This window comes from Massilia agrisoli, assembly GCF_020831365.1.
GTDB classification, from domain to species: Bacteria; Pseudomonadota; Gammaproteobacteria; order Burkholderiales; family Burkholderiaceae_D; genus Telluria_A; species Telluria_A agrisoli.
Genome location: NZ_JAJHPV010000020.1, coordinates 143,381 through 159,723, shown reverse-complemented (window position 1 = coordinate 159,723; position 16,343 = coordinate 143,381). Strand labels below are relative to the sequence as shown.

At 62.0% G+C, this 16,343-nt stretch carries 14 protein-coding genes; 5 read left to right on the top strand and 9 right to left on the bottom strand.

Annotation, left to right across the window (positions count from 1 at the left end; genetic code table 11):
• Positions 1-149: 149 nt before the first annotated feature.
• Positions 150-2,450: an ATP-dependent Clp protease ATP-binding subunit ClpA gene (gene clpA, locus LMJ30_RS17300; protein WP_229433673.1), complete on the bottom strand. Its 2,301-nt coding sequence runs from the start codon at positions 2,448-2,450 to the stop codon at positions 150-152.
• The gene (clpS, locus tag LMJ30_RS17295) at positions 2,447-2,749 is read right to left on the bottom strand and encodes an ATP-dependent Clp protease adapter ClpS (RefSeq protein WP_119811538.1); all 303 of its coding nucleotides are present in this window, start codon (positions 2,747-2,749) and stop codon (positions 2,447-2,449) included. The genes clpA and clpS overlap by 4 nt, the downstream gene beginning before the upstream one ends.
• A 319-nt stretch (positions 2,750-3,068) precedes the next feature.
• On the opposite strand from clpS, the gene cspE reads away from it, so the two are divergent.
• Positions 3,069-3,272: a transcription antiterminator/RNA stability regulator CspE gene (gene cspE / locus LMJ30_RS17290; RefSeq protein WP_008446468.1), complete on the top strand. Its 204-nt coding sequence runs from the start codon at positions 3,069-3,071 to the stop codon at positions 3,270-3,272.
• A 189-nt stretch (positions 3,273-3,461) separates the two neighbouring features.
• Positions 3,462-3,845, top strand: a complete 384-nt coding sequence (locus tag LMJ30_RS17285) for a GNAT family N-acetyltransferase (RefSeq protein ID WP_229433672.1) — start codon at positions 3,462-3,464, stop codon at positions 3,843-3,845.
• Positions 3,846-3,849: 4 nt separating this feature from the next.
• Here LMJ30_RS17285 and LMJ30_RS21795 read toward each other — a convergent pair whose 3' ends face one another.
• From LMJ30_RS21795 to LMJ30_RS17265, 4 genes are all read right to left on the bottom strand, one after another.
• Positions 3,850-5,328, bottom strand: a complete 1,479-nt coding sequence (locus tag LMJ30_RS21795; protein WP_307729356.1) for a methyl-accepting chemotaxis protein — start codon at positions 5,326-5,328, stop codon at positions 3,850-3,852.
• 166 nt (positions 5,329-5,494) lie between these two features.
• The gene (locus LMJ30_RS17275) at positions 5,495-5,872 is read right to left on the bottom strand and encodes a hypothetical protein (RefSeq protein WP_229433671.1); all 378 of its coding nucleotides are present in this window, start codon (positions 5,870-5,872) and stop codon (positions 5,495-5,497) included.
• A gap of 133 nt (positions 5,873-6,005) precedes the next feature.
• Positions 6,006-7,259, bottom strand: coding sequence for an NADP-dependent isocitrate dehydrogenase (gene icd / locus LMJ30_RS17270; protein ID WP_229433670.1), 1,254 nt, complete (start codon positions 7,257-7,259; stop codon positions 6,006-6,008).
• Positions 7,260-7,434: 175 nt separating this feature from the next.
• Positions 7,435-9,666, bottom strand: coding sequence for an NADP-dependent isocitrate dehydrogenase (locus tag LMJ30_RS17265; protein ID WP_229433669.1), 2,232 nt, complete (start codon positions 9,664-9,666; stop codon positions 7,435-7,437).
• A 201-nt stretch (positions 9,667-9,867) separates the two neighbouring features.
• On the opposite strand from LMJ30_RS17265, the gene LMJ30_RS17260 reads away from it, so the two are divergent.
• Together LMJ30_RS17260 and LMJ30_RS17255 are read left to right on the top strand one after the other, a co-directional pair.
• Positions 9,868-10,431, top strand: a complete 564-nt coding sequence (locus tag LMJ30_RS17260) for a pseudouridine synthase (protein ID WP_229433668.1) — start codon at positions 9,868-9,870, stop codon at positions 10,429-10,431.
• A gap of 165 nt (positions 10,432-10,596) precedes the next feature.
• Positions 10,597-11,037 carry a DUF192 domain-containing protein gene (locus LMJ30_RS17255; protein WP_229433667.1) on the top strand — a complete coding sequence of 147 codons (441 nt, stop codon included), beginning with the start codon at positions 10,597-10,599 and terminating at the stop codon, positions 11,035-11,037.
• A gap of 112 nt (positions 11,038-11,149) precedes the next feature.
• Here LMJ30_RS17255 and rpsT read toward each other — a convergent pair whose 3' ends face one another.
• Positions 11,150-11,416 (bottom strand): 30S ribosomal protein S20, encoded by a 267-nt coding sequence (rpsT, locus tag LMJ30_RS17250; protein WP_119811533.1) that lies wholly within the window; start codon positions 11,414-11,416, stop codon positions 11,150-11,152.
• 253 nt (positions 11,417-11,669) lie between these two features.
• Here rpsT and murJ point away from each other — a divergent pair, with 253 nt between their 5' ends.
• The gene (gene murJ, locus LMJ30_RS17245; protein WP_229433666.1) at positions 11,670-13,220 is read left to right on the top strand and encodes a murein biosynthesis integral membrane protein MurJ; all 1,551 of its coding nucleotides are present in this window, start codon (positions 11,670-11,672) and stop codon (positions 13,218-13,220) included.
• 6 nt (positions 13,221-13,226) lie between these two features.
• Here the strand turns inward: murJ and LMJ30_RS17240 are convergent, their stop codons facing one another.
• Entirely contained in the window at positions 13,227-15,386 is a 2,160-nt protein-coding gene (locus LMJ30_RS17240; protein WP_229433665.1) for a putative bifunctional diguanylate cyclase/phosphodiesterase, read from the bottom strand.
• Positions 15,387-15,648: 262 nt separating this feature from the next.
• Positions 15,649-16,341 carry a type II secretion system protein gene (locus LMJ30_RS17235; protein ID WP_229433664.1) on the bottom strand — a complete coding sequence of 231 codons (693 nt, stop codon included), beginning with the start codon at positions 16,339-16,341 and terminating at the stop codon, positions 15,649-15,651.
• Positions 16,342-16,343: the final 2 nt, after the last annotated feature.

Here is a 16,343-nt window from a genome sequence, read left to right as displayed (position 1 = left end):
CGCTCGCAGGTGCGTGAGCAGCGAAAAGCAATAAGCAAAGGACGAGATAGCGGGAGGGCATAAGTGGTGGGTCCAGCCAAAGTAACGACGCCCGTAAAAAAAACCCGCACAGTGCGAACTGTGCGGGTTTTCTGGTTGCGCTTGCGCGCTTACTCGATTTCGACCGTCTCGGCCGGCGCCGGCGGCGGCATGGTGTCGCCTTCCGGGAACTCGATCAGCACGTTGTCGTTGTCGTCCAGGTCGACCGTGATGCGCCCGCCGTTGACCAGGCGGCCAAACAGCAGCTCGTCGGCCAGCGCCTTGCGGATCATGTCCTGGATCAGGCGCGACATCGGACGCGCTCCCATCTGCGGATCGAAGCCCTTGCGCGCGAGGTACTTGCGCAGCTTCTCGGTGAACACCGCTTCGACTTTCTTCTCGTGCAGCTGCTCTTCAAGCTGCATCAGGAACTTGTCGACCACGCGCAGGATGATTTCTTCGTCCAGCGCACGGAAGCTGATGGTCGCGTCGATACGGTTGCGGAACTCAGGCGTGAACATGCGCTTGATGTCGGCCATCTCGTCGCCCTGCGCCTTCGAATCGGTGAAGCCCATCGAGCGCTTGGTCAGGCTTTCCGCGCCAGCGTTGGTGGTCATGATGATGATCACGTTGCGGAAGTCGGCCTTGCGTCCGTTGTTGTCGGTCAGCGTGCCATGGTCCATCACCTGCAGCAGGATATTGAAAATGTCCGGGTGGGCTTTTTCAATCTCGTCCAGCAGCAGCACCGCGTGCGGCTTCTTGGTGATGGCTTCGGTCAGCAAACCGCCCTGGTCGAATCCGACGTAGCCCGGAGGCGCGCCGATCAGGCGGCTGACCGCATGCCGTTCCATGTACTCGGACATGTCGAAGCGAATCAGCTCGATGCCGAGGATGAAGGCCAGCTGCTTCGCCACTTCGGTCTTGCCGACGCCGGTAGGACCGGAGAACAGGAAGGAGCCGATCGGCTTGTCGGTCTTGCCGAGGCCAGCACGCGCCATCTTGATGGCTGACGACAGCGCGTCGATCGCAGGGTCCTGGCCGAACACGACGTTGCGCAGGTCGCGGTCGATGGTCTGCAGCTTGCTGCGGTCGTCCTGGTTGACGGTTTGCGGCGGAATACGCGCGATCTTGGCGATGATGTCCTCGATCTCGGTTTTGCCGATGGTTTTCTTCTGCTTCGACTTCGGCAGGATGCGCTGCGCAGCGCCGGCTTCGTCGATGACGTCGATCGCCTTGTCCGGAAGGTGGCGGTCGTTGATGAAGCGGGCCGCCAGCTCAGCCGCGGTCGACAGCGCCGACGACGAGTACTTGACGCCGTGGTGCTCTTCGAAGCGCGACTTCAGGCCGCGCAGGATCTGCACGGTCTGCTCGACGGTCGGCTCGTTGACGTCGACCTTCTGGAAGCGGCGCGACAGCGCGTGGTCTTTTTCGAACACGCCGCGGAACTCGGTGAAGGTGGTCGCGCCGATGCACTTGAGCTGGCCATTGGACAGCGCAGGCTTGAGCAGGTTGGACGCGTCCAGGGTGCCGCCCGACGCCGAACCGGCGCCGATGATCGTGTGGATCTCGTCGATGAACAGGATGCCGTTCGGCGCGTCCTTCAGCTGCTTGAGCACGGCCTTCAGGCGCTGCTCGAAGTCGCCGCGGTACTTGGTGCCGGCCAGCAGCGCGCCCATGTCCAGCGAGTAGACGATGGCGTTGCTCAGCACTTCAGGCACGTCGCCCTGGGTGATGCGCCATGCCAGGCCTTCCGCGATGGCGGTCTTGCCAACACCGGCTTCACCGACCAGCAGCGGGTTGTTCTTGCGGCGGCGGCACAGGATCTGGATGACGCGGTCGACTTCTTCCTCGCGCCCGATCAGCGGATCGATCTTGCCTTCGGACGCGGACTTGTTCAGGTTCTGGGTGAATTGGTCGAGCGGGCTTTCCTTGGTCTGTCCTTCGACCTGGGCTTCTTCCACGCCTTCGGATGCCTTCTGGCTGTCGATCTGCTGGTCCTTGCGCACGCCGTGCGAAATGAAGTTGACCACGTCAAGGCGCGTGACGCCCTGCTGGTGCAAGTAGTACACCGCATGCGAGTCTTTTTCGCCGAAGATGGCCACCAGCACATTGGCGCCGGTGACTTCCTTCTTGCCGTTCGAGGCCGACTGGACGTGCATGATCGCGCGCTGGATCACGCGCTGGAAGCCCAGCGTCGGCTGGGTGTCGACCTCGCCCGTGCCCGGCACGGTCGGCGTGTTATCGCCGATAAAATTGGTCAGGGTCTTGCGCAGGTCTTCAATGTTGACCGCGCAGGCACGCAGGACTTCGGCAGCGGACGGATTGTCCAGCAGCGCCAGCAGCAGGTGCTCAACGGTAATGAATTCGTGCCGTGCTTGCCGGGCTTCGACAAAGGCCATGTGTAAAGAGACTTCAAGTTCCTGCGCAATCATACTTCCTCCATCACGCACTGCAGGGGATGCCCCGCCTTGCGCGCATGCGTTAATACAAACTCCACTTTGGTACACGCTATATCTTTGGAAAACACGCCGCACACTCCTTTGCCGTGGCGGTGAACGGATAGCATGATCTGCGTCGCCGTCTCGCGATCCTTATTGAAGTACTCCTGGATGATGGCCACTACGAATTCCATCGGGGTATAGTCATCATTCAGCAGCGCTACCTGGTATAGCGGAGGCGGTTTAACCACCTGCCGCTCCAGCACTTGTTCGGTATCTTGCTTGGTTGCCATACGCTTATTCTAAGGCTTTCAACGATGATGCAATGTGTAAACATCAGGCCACTACATTTATTTTCCCATCTTACGCGTTTTCGAGACTAAGCGCAGATGGCGACCCGATTCAGGAAATCAAGAGTTGCGTTTTGGACCGCTGTGGCAGGAATGACAATTTATTTTCAAAAGCCCTTGACTTCAAAAATTATTCCGCCAACAATGCGGATATTGACTTGTACTTATGTACTTGTTGATAAGATGTGAGCAGCTGAGGAGGGGGCAAGAAGCTTCTTGCTTTTATGGCTCGTGTGATTTGTTTATATTTGAAAGTTCTTTTATGGCAACAGGTACAGTTAAGTGGTTCAATGATTCCAAAGGCTTTGGCTTCATCACTCCAGATGACGGCGGCGAGGATCTGTTCGCACACTTCTCCGCAATCAACATGAACGGTTTCAAGACCCTCAAAGAAGGTCAAAAAGTTCAGTTCGAAGTCACGCAAGGCCCTAAAGGCAAGCAAGCTTCCAACATCCAGTCCGCTTAATCAAAGCTCACTTGGTGTGAAAAACCCCGCCCCCGTGGCGGGGTTTTTTTTGCAATGATGACCAAAGTTCGACTTCACTCCCTCTCCCCTGCCGACTTGCGCGCGCTTGCGGCATCCCGCGCTCCCGCCGGGCTGCCCGGCGCTGTCGCCGAGGGTGCGCTGCCGCCTGGTTTCGTGGCGGAACGATCGTTGCGCCAACTGCACAAGGGCGCACATCCTGACTGGTGCAGCACCTTCCTGATTATCCGCGTTTCCGATTCGGCTGTTGTCGGCGCCTGCGGATTCAAGGACGAACCGGCCGACGGCTGCGTCGAGATCGGATATGGAGTCGCTCCGGCATGCCGCAAGCAGGGAATGGCGAGCGCCGCGATTAGCGAGCTGGTCCGGCTTGCGTTTGCTTCAGGGCAAGTCGACGCGGTGCTGGCCCAGGTGAATGCCGACAACGTCGGCTCGACCCGGGCCGTGCAATCGCTTGGTTTCACGGCGCATGACACTCTCATTGATGACGATGGCGAGCCGCTGGTGCAGTGGTCGGTGCGCCGCTCCCCATGGGAAGATGCGCACCCGCGTTAAGTTTTCAGGCTGCTAGCTGGCTGACCCGGCGCCCTGGCAACCGCGCCCTGTCCTTGCCGGCCTCGGGCGCCCGGTTGGCGTCGAGCGCGAAAGTGTCCACCACCCGTGCCAGCTCGTCGGCCTGGTCCTGCAGCGAGCGCGCCGCGGCCGCGGCTTCTTCGACCTGCGCCGCATTCTGCTGGGTAACGCTGTCCATGTCGCTGATCGCCCGGTCGATCTCGTTGATGTTCGACTCCTGCTCCGCGCTGGCGGCGCTGATCTCGCCCATGATGTCGGTCACGCGGCGGACGCTGTGCACAATCTCTTCCATGGTGGCGCCAGCCTTGCTGACCAGCTCCGAACCAGTCTGCACGCGGCCGACCGAGTCGCCGATCAGTTGCTTGATTTCCTTGGCGGCAGCGGCAGAGCGTTGCGCCAGCACCCGCACCTCGGACGCGACTACCGCAAAGCCGCGCCCCTGGTCCCCGGCCCGGGCCGCCTCCACCGCAGCATTCAAGGCCAGGATGTTGGTCTGGAAAGCGATACCGTCGATGACGGAGATGATATCGACGATCTGCTTTGACGAATCGTTAATCGACGACATCGTATCAACGACCTGCGACACCACTTCGCCGCCGCGCACTGCCACGCTCGAAGCGGAAATGGCCAGCTCGTTGGCCCTGCGCGCGCTTTCACCGTTCAGTCGCACGCGCGACGTCAGCGCCTCCATCGACGCCACCGTCCCCTGAAGCGAACAGGCCTGGCGCTCGGTGCGCTCCGACAAGTCGAGGTTGCCGGTGGCAATTTCGCGCGAGGCCGCGGCGATGGTTTCCACACCCTGGTGCACCCGCGCTATCGCGCCATGCATCACGCCAAGCGCGTTCTGGAGCGCCTGTCCGGCGGCACTTTGCGCGCTGTGTTCATCGCGGCGCAAGTCGATCGCGCCGCCGCTGCCGGACAGCGCGGCCACCGTCGCCGTCAGCTCCGCCGCCTGCTGGGTTTCGCGGCGCAGCAGGATGGCGAGGAAGCACAGGACGCCGGTCTCGACAATAACGTAAGCGGCATGCACCAATACGCGACCGAAGCCGGGTTCGGTCATGCAGCGCACGCCGTACCCCAGCTCCTGCAAGTAGTTGAAGCTCAAGTGATGAAGTGCAATCACGGCCGCGCCCACCACCACGACCATCCAGTCGCGGTAGCACAGCAGGAACGCCAGCAGAACGAAAATACCGAAATGCAGCTCGTTCATGCCCGCCGCCTGGTGGATGTGCAAGGCGCTGAACACCATCAGCGATACCGCCACCACCGATGCCGTGAGGCGGGTGCCGCCCGCCATGATGATCATGGCGGTCGGGACCAGCGCCGCTGGCAGCCCGGCGATCAGCGCCCACTTCATGGTGTCGTGCATGCCCGATAAACCCAGGGACATCAGGAACAAGCCCCAGATGATGAATAGCATGAGGCGATCAGCCTGGTGGTAATGGGTGCGGTCGACGATGGGCATTGTTTGGGCCTGGTGTTGGGTTGGATAGCGCGGGTCGGCTAGTCACAACAGCATCATTAGATGCCACTGAGAAAGTATAGCCGAAGCCGCACTTTGTCCAACTCTTGTCCATGACAAAAACAGCTTTGTCGCAACAACAAGAATTACGTTCGTGATCGAATGAATATCAGGATCCGGCAATATCGCCCGGCGCCGATGCCAGTAGCCGCTGAAAGCGTTCCAGTTCGTGCTGGCAGTTGAGCAAGCCTTGAAGCTCGTCTTCGTCGGGCACGTTGTCGGGATCAATTTGCGCGAGTAATTTATCCAGGCGCGCACCGTGTTTCTGGACGCTTTCAATCACCGCGTTGAAGCCGGAAACCGCCACGGCGTCGGCCGCGCGCCGCCGCGCAAACAAGGCGGCGGTGCGGCTGGCGAGTTCCGCCAGTTGCAAATCGTTGTGCCCGCTACCGTCCAGCATCTGGTACAGGCCGGCCAGCGTCATCCTGACCCGCTGGAACCCATATATAAAGTGCCCGACCTGCATGAACTTCTGATTGTCGTCCATAAGCCCCTCCGCTGCGAAGCCCGATTATTGCATGAACAATAATCAACCGCCCACGAGAAAGGCCCCGCCCTCTTGCGAGGAACGGGGCCTTTGCCGGCGTACCCTGCCGCGCCGCGGCCGGTAAGGCGAACAATTACATGTTTTCGATCATCACATCGCCAAAGCCCGAGCACGACACCTGGGTCGCGCCTTCCATCAGGCGGGCGAAATCGTAGGTGACGCGCTTCGAGGCGATCGATTTCTGCATCGATTCGATGATCAGGTCAGCCGCTTCAACCCAGCCCATATGGCGCAGCATCATCTCGGCCGACAGGATCAAGGAACCCGGGTTCACGTAGTCCTTGCCTGCGTACTTGGGCGCAGTGCCGTGGGTGGCTTCGAACATGGCGACGGAATCGGACATGTTTGCACCTGGCGCAATACCGATGCCGCCAACCTGGGCCGCCAGCGCGTCCGAGATGTAGTCGCCGTTCAGGTTCAGCGTCGCGATCACGCTGTACTCGGCCGGACGCAGCAGGATCTGCTGCAGGAATGCGTCGGCGATCGAATCCTTGATGATGATCTCGCGGCCGGTCTTCGGATTCTTGAACTTGCACCATGGGCCGCCGTCGATCAGTTCCGCGCCGAATTCCTTCTGGGCCAGGGCGTAAGCCCAGTCACGGAAGCCGCCTTCGGTGTACTTCATGATATTGCCCTTGTGGACGATGGTCACCGAAGGCTTGTCGTTGTCGATCGCGTACTGGATCGCCTTGCGCACCAGGCGCTCGGTACCTTCGATCGACACCGGCTTGATGCCCAGGCCCGAAGTCTCAGGGAAGCGGATCTTGGTGACGCCCATTTCCTTAACCAGGAAGTCCATCAGTTTCTTGACGCCGTCCGAACCCTGCTGGTATTCGATACCGGCGTAAATGTCTTCCGAGTTCTCGCGGAAGATGACCATGTTGGTTTTTTCAGGCTGTTTCAGCGGCGAAGGCACACCGGTGAAGTAGCGTACCGGGCGCAGGCAGACGTACAGGTCGAGCTGCTGGCGCAGGGCGACGTTGAGCGAACGGATGCCGCCGCCCACTGGCGTGGTCAACGGGCCCTTGATCGAGACGACGTAGTCCTTGACCGCGTCCAGCGTCTCGTCCGGCAGCCACACGTCCGGGCCATACACGCTGGTCGACTTTTCGCCGGCAAACACTTCCATCCAGCTGATCTTGCGGCGGCCGCCGTAGGCCTTGGCCACCGCGGCGTCGACCACCTTGATCATGACCGGGGTGATGTCGATGCCGGTGCCATCGCCTTCGATGAAGGGAATGATCGGGTTATCCGGAACCGTCAGTGTCAGATCGGCGTTGACGCTGATTTTCTGGCCATCGGCCGGGACGGTGATATGTTGGTACATTGTGCTCTCCCAATTGGACTGAGGCGCCATTGCGGCATGGCGCGGCTACTCTTCCATAAGACATATGATTTGAATATTGCATTATGCACCACTCATCGCGCAAAAGTAAAAACCCGCCGCGGCCATCAAGGCCGGGCGGGTTTTTTTCTTCGGCCATCAGGGGCCGGGGCTGGTATTACGCCAGGGTTGCGAGCGCTGCGTTGAAGGTCGCGCTAGGACGCATGGCTGCCGATACTTTCGCTTCGTCCAGCTTGTAGTAGCCGCCCACATCGACCGGCTTGCCCTGCACTGCCAGCAGTTCAGCCACGATCTTGTCTTCGTTTTCCGTCAGCGACTTGGCCAGCGGCGCAAAGTGCGCTGCCAGTTCGGCGTCGTCGGTCTGCGCGGCCAGTTCCTGGGCCCAGTACATCGACAGGTAGAACTGGCTGCCGCGGTTGTCGAGTTCGCCGGTTTTCGGCGATGGCGACTTGCGGTTGTCCAGCAGCTTGCCGGTCGCGGTGTCGAGCGTGCTGGCCAAGATCTTGGCCTTGGCGTTGCCGGTCTTGAGGCCGAGGTCTTCGAAGGACACGGCCAGCGCCAGGAACTCGCCCAGCGAATCCCAGCGCAGGTGGTTTTCTTCCACCAGCTGCTGCACGTGCTTCGGCGCCGAACCGCCCGCGCCCGTTTCGTACATGCCGCCGCCGGCCATCAGCGGGACGATCGACAGCATCTTGGCGCTGGTGCCCAGTTCCAGGATCGGGAACAGGTCGGTCAGGTAGTCGCGCAGGATGTTGCCGGTCACCGAAATGGTGTCCAGGCCGCGTGCCACGCGCTCGAGCGTGTAGCGCATCGCCCGTACTTGCGACATGATCTGGATGTCCAGGCCGGTCGTGTCGTGGTCCTTCAGGTAAGTCCTGACCTTCTTGATCAGCTCGTTTTCATGCGGACGGTATGGGTCGAGCCAGAACACCGCCGGCATGCCGGAGTTGCGCGCGCGCGTGACGGCCAGCTTGACCCAGTCGCGGATCGGCGCGTCCTTCACCTGGCACATGCGCCAAATATCGCCCTGCTCGACGTTTTGCGACAGCAGCACTTCGCCCGTTGCCAGGTCGGTGATGTTGGCCACGCCATCTTCCGGGATCTCGAAGGTCTTGTCGTGCGAACCATATTCTTCGGCCTGCTGGGCCATCAGGCCCACGTTCGGCACGGTGCCCATGGTTTTCGGGTCGAAGGCGCCATGCCATTTGCAGAAGTTGATGATCTCCTGGTAAATGCGGGCGAAGGTGCTCTCCGGGATCACGGCCTTGACTTCCTTCAGGCGACCGTCGGCGCCGTACATCTTGCCGCCGGCGCGGATCATTGCCGGCATCGACGCGTCGACGATGACGTCGTTCGGCGAGTGGAAGTTGGTGATGCCCTTGGCCGAATCGACCATTGCCAGCGCCGGACGGTTTTCCTGGCAGGCGTGGAGGTCGCGCACGATTTCATCGCGCTGCGACACCGGCAGGTCGGCGATCTTGTTGTACAGGTCGGCCATGCCGTTGTTGACGTTGACGCCCAGGCTGTCCAGCAGGGCGCCGTGCTTCTCGAACGCTTCCTTGTAGAACATGCGCACGCAGTGGCCGAACACGATCGGGTGCGACACCTTCATCATGGTCGCCTTGACGTGCAGCGAGAACATGACGCCGGTGTTCTTTGCGTCTTCGATCTGTTTTTCGTAGAAGGCCAGCAGGGCCTTGCGGCTCATGAACATCGAATCGATGATCTCGCCGTCCTGCAGGGCCACCTTTTGCTTGAGCACGACGGTCTTGCCGCTGTTGGTGATCAGTTCCATCTTGACGTCGCGCGCGCCGTTGATCGTCATCGACTTCTCGCCATGGTAGAAGTCGCCTTCGGTCATGTGCGAGACGTGGGTGCGCGAGGCTGCCGACCATTCGGCCATCGAGTGCGGGTTCTTGCGGGCGTATTCCTTGACTGCGCGCGGCGCGCGGCGGTCGGAGTTGCCTTCACGCAGGACCGGGTTCACTGCCGAACCGATGCACTTGCCGTACCGGGCCTTGATCTCTTTTTCTTCGTCGGTCTTCGGGCTGGCAGGATAGTCGGGCACGTCGTAGCCCTTGGCCTGCAATTCCTCGATCGCCGTTTCCAGCTGCGACACGGAGGCGCTGATGTTCGGCAGCTTGATGATGTTGGCTTCCGGCGTGAGCGTCAGCTTGCCGAGTTCGGCCAGGGCGTCCGGCACGCGCTGCTCGGGCTTGAGGCGCTCCGGGAAGGCGGCCAGGATGCGGGCCGCGACCGAGATGTCGCTCTTCTCGACGGTGACGCCGGCGGCTTTGGCGAACGTGCTGACGACTGGCAGGAAGGCGTGGGTTGCCAGCAGCGGCGCCTCGTCGGTCAGGGTGTAAATGATGGTCTGATCACTGCTCATGCGCATTTCCTCGGTATTCGCGAACGGTGCCGCGATGGATAGGTCTGGATACTGAAACTGGTTACAATTATGTTGTACTGGCCGGAAGGTCTTCTATAAGACATAAGAGCCGTTTCACATTATGCACTAGTATTTTACTAGGTGCCACCGTTTTAAGACACGAACAATGGCTTTCGACCTGAAAGGCAGCCGCCGCACCCCATGTCCCTGATCCTCTTTAACAAGCCGTTCCAGGTGCTGTGCCAGTTTTCGCCCCAGCCTGGGCGCGAATCGCTGGCCGACTACCTGAAGCAACCCAACATCTACCCCGCCGGACGGCTGGACGCCGACAGTGAAGGCCTGATGCTGCTGACCGACGACGGCCGCCTGCAGCACCAGATCGCCCACCCCGACCACAAGGAAGCGAAGACGTATCTGGTACAGGTGGATGGGGTGGCCGACGCTGCCGCGCTGGAAAAGCTGCAGGCGCCGATCGACCTGGGCGACTTCATCACCAAGCCGTGCCGGGCGGTGCGCATCGCCGAGCCGGAATGGCTGTGGCCGCGCAATCCGCCGATCCGGGCGCGGGCCGACAAGCCGACCAGCTGGATCGCGATTACGCTGCAGGAAGGCAAGAACCGCCAGGTGCGCAGGATGACGGCCGCCGTCGGGCTGCCGACCCTGCGGCTGGTACGCAGCAGCATCGGGCCGTTTTCGCTGGCGACCCATCCCTTGATGCCCGGGGAATTTGTCGAAGTGCCGGCCAGCGCGGTCCGCGGCGCGTAAACGTCGTTCCCGTGCAAACGGGAACCCATGCCGAGCCGGGCGGGCACGCGGTGTATAGGTTCCCGCCTGCGCGGGAACGACGCGGGGTGTAACCGAGCATGTCCGCGCTTGACGCTCGAAGCACCGGCGTGGCTTAATCAGCCACCCTTATCCAACTCGACGAATATGAACAAGAAACTCGCCCCCCTGGCCGCGGCCGCCCTGCTCTCGCTGGTTGCCTGCGGCGCCGGCGCCCAGAACGCCCGCTTCACGACCATCCAGCTGTCGGCCGGCATGCACCTGATCCAGGCCGAAGTCGCCCAGACCGACGCCCAGCGCCAGCAAGGCCTGATGTTCCGCGAAAAAATGGCCAACAACCACGGCATGGTGTTCGTGTTCGACCAGGCGACCTCGCAATGCATGTGGATGAAGAACACCCCGCTGCCGCTGTCGGTCGCCTTCATCGACGCCGAGGGCAAGATCGTCAACATCGAAGACATGCAGCCGCAGACCCTCGACAGCCATTGCTCGGCCACGCCGGTGAAGTACGCGCTGGAAATGAACCTGGGCTGGTTCAAGCAGAAAAACGTCAAGCCGGGCAGCACCGTCAACGGCCTGCCGAAGTGAGGTAAAGCGAAAAACCCGCGTGACGCAAGTCAGGCGGGTTCTCTTAGTCCAGAACTGGTACAGCCTGGCGGAACGGCCCGTGCGGGCCGGCATTCCGCCGAACTAGCGCTATTTAAGCTGCCAGTGCTTTCAGGGCTGCTGCCAGGCGGCTCTTGTGGCGAGCTGCCTTGTTCTTGTGGATGATCTTCTTGTCAGCGATGCTGTCGATCTTCGACACGGATGCCTGGAAAATCGTGGTTGCTGCTGCTTTGTCGCCAGCCTGGATAGCCTTGCGAACTGCTTTGATTGCGGTACGCAGGGTCGAACGCTGAGCGGAGTTGTGAGCGTTTTGTTTGACTGCTTGACGAGCGCGCTTGCGTGCCTGTGCGGTATTTGCCATGGAATTTCCTAAATCGGGGTCAAAGTTGCGTTTGCGGACATATGCGTCTGTCAAACTGGTTTCATAACTGCCGAAGAACCATGTGAGTCAAACCAGTGCCTGCCAAACATTAGTGTCTGCGAAACAGAATTTTGTACAGCCTTCGATTATAGCGCCATAATCGTTCAAGAGCAATTCCAAATTCAACAATAAGTTTCCCCAACGCTTGCGCGCGGGGTCGGGGCAGACTGTTGCCGGGATATAATCTCGCCCCATGAACTTGCTCAAAACCCTGGCCGCCGTCTCCAGCATGACGATGCTGTCCCGTGTCACCGGATTACTGCGCGAAAGCCTGTTCGCGCGCGCCTTTGGCGCTTCCGCCTATACCGACGCCTTTATTGTTGCATTCCGCCTGCCCAACCTGTTGCGCCGCCTGTTTGCCGAAGGCGCGTTTTCGCAGGCCTTCGTGCCGATCTTGTCAGAATATAAAAACCAGCATGGCGAGGCCGAGACCAAATCCCTCGCCGACAGCGTCGGCACTGCGCTGGTCTGGGCCACCCTGCTCACCAGCCTGGTGGGCATCATCACCGCGCCCTGGCTGATCATGCTGGTGATGGGCCAGTCGGCCAACGATCCGCAGGCTTTTGATGCTGCCGTCGTGATGACGCGCTGGATGTTCCCTTACATCGCCTGCATGGCCTTCGTCGCGCTGGCCGGCGGCATCCTCAACACCTGGAGCCAGTTCAAGATCCCGGCCTTCACGCCGGTGCTGCTGAATATCTCCTTCATCCTTGCTTCGCTGGTACTGGTCGATTACCTTGAACAGCCGATCTACGCGATGGCGGTGGCGGTGTGCGTGGGCGGCCTGCTGCAGGTCGGCATCCAGATCCCTGCGCTGATGAAAATCGGCATGCTGCCGCGCATCTCGTTCAACCCCATCGCCGCCCTGCGCAACCCGGGCGTAATGCGCATGCTGCGCAAGATGGGCCCGGCCGTGTTCGCCGTCTCCGCCGCCCAGATCAGCCTGTTGATTAATACCGGTATCGCCTCGCGCCTGTCGGCCGGCAGCGTGTCCGCCCTCACCTACGCCGACCGGCTGATGGAATTCCCGACCGCCATGCTGGGCGTGGCGCTCGGCACCGTGCTGCTGCCGAGCCTATCGAAGGCGAACTCCAGCGGCGACACGGCCGAATATTCGGCGCTGCTGAACTGGGGCCTGCGCCTGACCTTCCTGCTGGCGCTGCCGGCGGCGGTCGGCCTGGCCACCCTGGCCGAACCGATGATCGCCACGCTGTTCCACTACGGCAAATTCACCACGCAGGCGATCACCACCTCGGCGATGCCGCTGGTGGCCTACAGCGTCGGCCTGCTCGGCATTATTCTGGTCAAGACGCTGGCGCCGGCCTTTTACGCGCGCCAGGACGTGCGCACCCCGGTGCGCATCGCCGTCGGCGTGCTGGTCTTCACCCAGCTGATGAACCTGGTATTCGTGCCGATCTTCGCGGTTGCCGGCCTGGCGCTGTCGATCGGCCTGGGCGCCTGCGTCAACGCCGGCTTCCTCTACGGCGGCTTGCGCAGCCGTGGCATCTATGTGCCGCAAAAGGGCTGGATCGTGTTCTTCATCAAGCTGGCGGTCGCGGTATCGGTGATGGGCGCGCTGAGCTGGTACAGCGCCAGCCAGTTCGACTGGGCGGCAATGCAGTCCACGCCGTGGCTGCGCGCGCTGGCCCTGCTGTGCATCATCGGCGCCAGCGCCGCCGCCTATTTCGCCGTGCTGTTCGCGCTCGGCTTCCGCCTGGGCGACTTCAAGCGCCGCGGCAAGTAAGCCGGTTCACGCGGGGACGACAGCGCCCCGCGTGGCCAGCTGTTCTTCGAACGCCTCGACGGGTTGCGGCTTGCCGAACAAAAAGCCCTGGTACATGGCGCAGCCGTGCGCGCGCAGGAACTCGAGCTGCTCCACCGTTTCCACTCCTTCTGCAATCACTTCCAGGTGGAAGTTGCGGGCCAGGTCGATGATGGTTTTGACCATCACCGCATCGGCCGCGTCGGTCGTGATGTCGCGGACAAAGCTTTGATCGATCTTGATCTGGGCCAGCGGCAGTTTCTTCAGGTAAGCCAGCGAGGAATACCCGGTACCGAAGTCGTCCATCGAAAGGCTCAGTCCGAGGGCTTGCAGCGATTCCATCTTGTGCACCACTTCCGCCACGTCGCTCAGCACCATGCTTTCGGTCAGTTCAAGCTTCAGGCGCGACACATCGCAGGGATGGCGTTCGACGATCGCGCGTAGCATGTCGACGAAGTCGGCCTGGCGGAATTGCCGGGCGCTCACGTTCACGGCCAGGGTCAGGTGGCGCAGCGCGGGCTTGTCCTGCCAGCGCGCCAGCTGGGCGCAGGCAGTATCGAGGACCCAGTTGCCGATCTCAAGGATCAGGCTGCTTTCCTCGGCAATCGGAATGAATTGCAGCGGCGACACAAGGCCGCGCACCGGATGGCGCCAGCGCACCAGCGCTTCGGCGCCCAGCACGTTCTGCCGCGCGTCGACCTGGACCTGGTAGTGCAGCTGCAGCTGGCCGAGGCCGATGGCCAGGCGCAGGTCGGCTTCGAGGGCGGCGCGGCTTTCCACCGCCAGCTGCATCGCGGCGCTGAAGAAACGGAAGGTGTTGCGCCCGGCGTCCTTGGCCTTGTACATCGCCATGTCGGCCTGGCGGATCACGGTGTCGGCATTGCCCTGCCCGCCGCCGAGGAACATCGCCACGCCAATGCTGGGTGAGGAGTGCCGTTCATGTCCCAACAGCTGGTAAGGGGCGCTGAGCGAGGTGCGGATCTTTTCGGCAATGAGCGCGATGCGTTGCGCGGCCATGCCCGCGTCGCCCTGCACCGCCGCCACCAGTACGACGAATTCATCGCCGCCCAGGCGCGCCACCATGTCGGCTTCGCGCAGGCAGTGGCCGATGCGGGCGGCAGCCTCGACCAGCATCAGGTCGCCAACCGAGTGCCCCAGCACATCGTTGATCGCCTTGAAATTATCCATGTCGATAAACAGCACCGCCCCGTAACGCTGGCTGCGCGCGGAGGCCGCCAGCGCTTCGTGCAGGCGGTCCATCAGCATGCGCCGGTTGGGCAGGCCGGTCAGCGAATCGTAAAACGCCAGCTGGTGGATTTCCTGCTCCGCGTGCTTGCGCGGCGTGATGTCGTCGAAATTGACCACCACCTGCTTGAGCGCGCCGTCGCCTTTAAATTCAGGGAAGGCGCTCACCAGCAGCCACACCGGGGCCCCGCCGCGCTGGATCACACCGAGCACCTGGGATTCGATCGCCTGCCCGCTCGCCAGCACCCGGTTGACCGGATAGTGGGCAAGCGGCAGCGGCGCGCCCTGTTCGTCGACGAAACGCCAGGTCCGGTCGGGCGCCAGCTTGCCCCGGATCTCGTCCTCGGACAGCCCCAGCAGTTCGTGGGCGCGCGCGTTGCTGTAGGCGATGCTGGTGTCGGGACCGTGCACGACGATGCCGGTACGCAGGTTGCTGAGCAGTTCACGGTAGCGCGACTCGCTTTCCGCCAGCAGGCGCTGCTGGTCGCGCACCCGCTCTTCGCTTTGCTTGCGTTCATCGATGTTGAAGGAGACGCCGATCAGGCGCCGCCCGCGCACCCCGTCGCCGCTGTCCACGATCTTGCCGTGGTTCGCATACCAGACCCAGGCGCCGGTCTTGGTGCGCAGGCGGAACTCGCAGCGGTAATGCGGCGTCACCCCCTCCATGTGCTGCTGCAGCGCTGATTTCAGCACCGGCAGGTCATCCGGGTGCACCAGCGAGAACAGGTCGTCGATCAGGCGCGCCGTCTCGTCGCCGCTGTAGCCAAGCTCGCCGAAAACCCGGGCGGCCCGGCGCGTGACTTCGCCCGACACCAGGTCGTTTTCCCACAGGTCGAGATCGGCCGCCTCCAGCACCAGCTTCAGCCTCTCCTCGTCAAGCTCCTGCCTGTCGTCTTGCCCCATTCGCGCTCCCGCGTCCGCATTTTTTTCCAGTGTAAATCAGAAAACAGGCAAGTTCGCGTTTGAACTGGTCCGTGCGTGCCCGGCCGTTGCGCAGGCGAAAAAAAACCCGCCGTTAAGGCGGGTTTTGCAAAACAACCGACCTACTCAGGCTGTTTTTATTGTTGTGTTGTCGCAGTTTAATGCATGTCAAGATCGTACCATGCCACCTCGCCAGCCATGCCCCGCGCACGGCATTTTCGTTAACTTAAGGAAAGAGCTGTGGCTATTTTGCAACCGGCTTTGGCGTTTCCGTATCGTCGGCGCCTTCTTCGGTCTTTTCTTCAGCCGGCGGCTCGGGCGGCGTTGCCGCTTCTTCCGGATCCGGCGCCGACGGCAGTTCGCGAACCGCCGGGACTTCCTCGGCGACGGGCGCGGGTTCCGGCGGCGCCGGTGGCGGCCCGGCGTCGGCGGGCGGCGGCGTGGCGCCGCCAGGGTTGACCACGATGATGCCCTGTCCAGCCGCGGTAAACTTCCAGTCCGAGATCCGTTCCTTGTTGTCGAAATTGAGGAAGCGCGCGTCGAAGTTGCCGACCTTGAGCGGCCTGGCTGCAGACAAGCTGTAGACGCCGGTGACGCCTGCCTTGTCGCCGTTCGTCATGACGCCCCACTCGGCCTTGCCGGTCACCGGGTCGACGAAGATCCGGCGCAGGTGCCGCCGCACGCCGGGAAAGCGCGGGTCCTTCAGCAGCGCTTCGAGGTTGGGCGGCTGTTGCGGCTGCCCCCTTGGGGTGGCGGCCGCGTAGCTGCGCAGCGCCTCGCTGAAGGCAGCGCCGATTTCGAGCAGTTCTTCTTCGGCGGCGGCGCGCTGCATCAGCGACCCGGTCTTCATGCCGGCCGCGGCGACCAGGCCGAGGATCGCCAGCAGCACGACCAGGCCGATATAGGTAAAGCCGCCGTTGCGCGCTCCCGGTGCCATCG

Bases quoted from the DNA above. Each gene is read 5' to 3' on its own strand.
- clpA (WP_229433673.1), bottom strand. From the start codon at position 2,450: ATGATTGCGCAGGAACTTGAAGTCTCTTTACACATGGCCTTTGTCGAA.
- clpS (WP_119811538.1), bottom strand. From the start codon at position 2,749: ATGGCAACCAAGCAAGATACCGAACAAGTGCTGGAGCGGCAGGTGGTT.
- cspE (WP_008446468.1), top strand. From the start codon at position 3,069: ATGGCAACAGGTACAGTTAAGTGGTTCAATGATTCCAAAGGCTTTGGC.
- LMJ30_RS21795 (WP_307729356.1), bottom strand. From the start codon at position 5,328: ATGCCCATCGTCGACCGCACCCATTACCACCAGGCTGATCGCCTCATG.
- LMJ30_RS17275 (WP_229433671.1), bottom strand. From the start codon at position 5,872: ATGGACGACAATCAGAAGTTCATGCAGGTCGGGCACTTTATATATGGG.
- icd (WP_229433670.1), bottom strand. From the start codon at position 7,259: ATGTACCAACATATCACCGTCCCGGCCGATGGCCAGAAAATCAGCGTC.
- LMJ30_RS17265 (WP_229433669.1), bottom strand. From the start codon at position 9,666: ATGAGCAGTGATCAGACCATCATTTACACCCTGACCGACGAGGCGCCG.
- LMJ30_RS17260 (WP_229433668.1), top strand. From the start codon at position 9,868: ATGTCCCTGATCCTCTTTAACAAGCCGTTCCAGGTGCTGTGCCAGTTT.
- LMJ30_RS17255 (WP_229433667.1), top strand. From the start codon at position 10,597: ATGAACAAGAAACTCGCCCCCCTGGCCGCGGCCGCCCTGCTCTCGCTG.
- rpsT (WP_119811533.1), bottom strand. From the start codon at position 11,416: ATGGCAAATACCGCACAGGCACGCAAGCGCGCTCGTCAAGCAGTCAAA.
- murJ (WP_229433666.1), top strand. From the start codon at position 11,670: ATGAACTTGCTCAAAACCCTGGCCGCCGTCTCCAGCATGACGATGCTG.
- LMJ30_RS17240 (WP_229433665.1), bottom strand. From the start codon at position 15,386: ATGGGGCAAGACGACAGGCAGGAGCTTGACGAGGAGAGGCTGAAGCTG.
- LMJ30_RS17235 (WP_229433664.1), bottom strand. From the start codon at position 16,341: ATGGCACCGGGAGCGCGCAACGGCGGCTTTACCTATATCGGCCTGGTC.